1 protein-coding gene is annotated in these 3,130 nt (G+C 25.8%); it reads left to right on the top strand.

Features of this window, described 5'->3' with window-relative positions; genetic code table 11:
* Positions 1–2,994 (top strand): AAA family ATPase (locus ACRC28_RS11665; RefSeq protein ID WP_438543615.1); only part of this gene is annotated, 2,994 nt, incomplete at its 5' end.
* Positions 2,995–3,130 lie beyond the last annotated feature (136 nt).

Here is a 3,130-nt window from a genome sequence, read left to right as displayed (position 1 = left end):
AAGGTTGTTTGTCATAATAAATTCTTTATTTTTGTATCAGATGATGAAAGCTTAGATATAGATGAGTTTTTAGGAGCAGGGTTTAAAGAAAGAGTAGATAAAGTATTTAAAAGTAGAAAACTAAGTGTAGAAGAAAAGTATTCTGTTATAAAAACTATATTAAAAAGAGAAGTTGATGAAATAAAAGAAAGCTATAATGCAGATATTTGGATAAATTTAAATGAAAATATGGAAGATGATAAATATAACTTATGTAAATTTTTATATGAAAGTTTCAAATCAGATGAAGAGCTTGATATAAAAAAATATATTGATTATAAGATTTTAAAGCCAGTAAAAAATCTTATAAATAGAGGTTCTATAAATCCTAAAAATAGAATTATGATATATAGAAAAGAAGAAAATATTTATTGTAGTGATGGTGGAGAAGAATTTAAATTAAGAGACTTTTCTGATACTACTCTTGAAGAAGCAAAATATAAGCTAAACTCTATAATAGGTGTAGATGAACTAAAGGAGTTTATAGAAAATATAGAGAATAACGTAAAGGTTCAAAAAATAAGAGAGAAGATGGGACTTAAAGTTACATCACCTTCTTTAAATATGATTTTTGCAGGAAATGCAGGAACTGGAAAGACAAATGCAGCAAGAATTACATTTGAATATTTAAATGCATTAGGAATTTTATCTAAAGGGACATTTAGAGAAGTAAGTAAAAGTGATTTTGTATCAGAAAATATTACAGACGTAGCTAAAACAACTATTGATGTTATTGAGTCAGCAATAGGTGGAGTTTTATTTATAGATGAAGCTTATTCTCTTTGCGAAAGTGAAAATGATAAAGTTGGAAAAGAGATTGTAGATGCATTACTAAAAGGAATCGAAGATAATCGTGAAAATCTTGTAGTTATTATGGCTGGTTATGAAAAAGATATGGATAAGTTCTTTAAAGTAAATCAAGGACTTAAATCAAGATTTTCTAACACAATTCATTTTTATGATTATACACCAGAAGAAATGTATGAGATTGCTATAAATATAGCAAAGGGAAAAGGTTATAAAATAAATCCAGAGATAAAAAATGATATTATAGAATTATTTTATAAAAACCAACTTGCAGGAAAAAATGATTTGGGAAATGCTAGATTTGTAAGAAATATTGTAGAGAATGCTATCTTAGATGCATCTAAAAAATATATTACAGGTGAAGGTCGTGCACTTGATATATTAGATTTTGAAAACTTTAACTTTAAGGTTAAAGCAAAGTTTGATTTAGAAAAGAAGCTTTCAGGAATTATCGGATTAGATGAAGTAAAAGAACTTTTAAGAAATCAATATAAGCTTATATTAGCACAAGAAAAAAGAAAGTCAGTTGGTATTAACACACAAATAGACCAAAACTTAAATATGGTTTTTGCAGGAAATCCAGGAACAGGAAAAACAAGTATAGCAAGACTTGTAGCTGATATGCTTAATAGTATAGGTCTTTTAAAAACAGGGCAACTTATAGAAACTGACAGAGCAAGCTTTGTAACAGGAGAAAAGGGAAGTACAGCTAAAAGAACAGAAGAAGTATTTAAAAAAGCTATTGGTGGAGTTTTATTTATAGATGAAGCATATACCCTTGCAAATGATGAGCTTGGAATTGAAGCAATAGAAACTCTTTTAAAACTTATAGAGGATTATGGAAATGAGGTTGTAGTGATTTTAGCAGGATATGAAAAAGAACTAGAAGAGTTCTTTGATGTAAATATCGGATTAAAATCAAGATTCCCAGTTTGGACTACATTTGAAGACTATAACCCAGATGAACTTTTAGATATGGCAATAAAAATAATAGAAAACAAAGGGTTTAAATTATCTAAAAATGGATATGTTGCATTAAAGAAAAGCTTCCAAAACATATATGAAGAATCAGATGCACAATCTGGTAATGGACGTATGGTTAGAAACTATGTAGAAAGTTTAATTAGAACTCAAAGTATAAGAATTGCAGAAATAGATATAACTCCAAATGATATGAACTTAATAACAGCTAAAGATATAGAGAGCATAAGCTATTCAGTAAAAAATAGAATAGATATTGAGGAGTTAACTAAAAAAATAGTAGGAAGAAACAAAGAAAAAACTGTATTTAAGAATTTAGCTAATTTAATAAAATTAAAAGAAATAAGAAAGAGAAAAGGTATAAATAGTATTATATCTAAAAATTTAAATATTCTTATAGCAGGTAATGAAGGAACAGGTAAAAAACTATTTGCAGAAGTTTTAAGTGAAGAATTAAATTACCTAGGTGTTACAAAAACTAAAAATATGGTAAAACTAAAAGCTATAGAATTGATAAAAGATATGAAAGAAAAAACTATAGATGAAATATTAAATAAAGAAATAGGAAAAACAGTGTATATCTATGGATTAGAAGCTTTCATAGAAGATGAAAAAGACTATTACATAGGTGAATTAATGTCATTTATGGAAAAGAATAAAGGTAGACTTGTAGTTATTTTAAGTGGATATGAAAAAGAAATAAGTGAATTACTATATAGAAATATTAAGCTTGGTGGAAATTTCATTGAATATATAAGATTAAGAGACTATTCAAAAGATGAAACAAAAGAAATTATTATTGATAAATTATCTCTTAGAGGATTTAATATTGATGAAGAAGAAGTGATTTTAATAGAAGAAGCTATAAAAGAAATATATGAAGATAGAAATATAAATGTTAAAAATGGTATTTTAGTTAAAAACTTTATAGATTGTCTAACTAAGATACAAGGTTATAGAGTTGGTTCAGAAAAGCTTCCTATATATTTAAATTCTAAAATTGAAAAAGTGGATATTTTAGAATGTAAAGAAGCATTTAAAGAAAAATATAGAATGATAAAAATAGAAGGAAAAGCGAAAAAAATAGATATTGACAAATTATTAAAGCTTAAAGAATTATTAGATTTAGACTTAATAACAAAAGAAGAATTTAAGAGTTTTAAATAAAAGGGGCTGTCGCTTTAGCGGAAATAAAATCCGTTAGCGATAGCCCTTTTTCTAAATAATATTTATAATTTACATTTTAAATTTTTAGATGTATTTAAATTTGTAAAATTATTAAAAATTGACGCACTTTAACAAG

The sequence above is a fragment of the Clostridium sp. genome, assembly GCF_051650885.1.
Lineage (GTDB): Bacteria > Bacillota > Clostridia > Clostridiales > Clostridiaceae > Clostridium.
The sequence above is the reverse complement of the archived record's forward strand: the minus strand, read 5'-3'. Positions and strand labels throughout refer to the sequence as shown.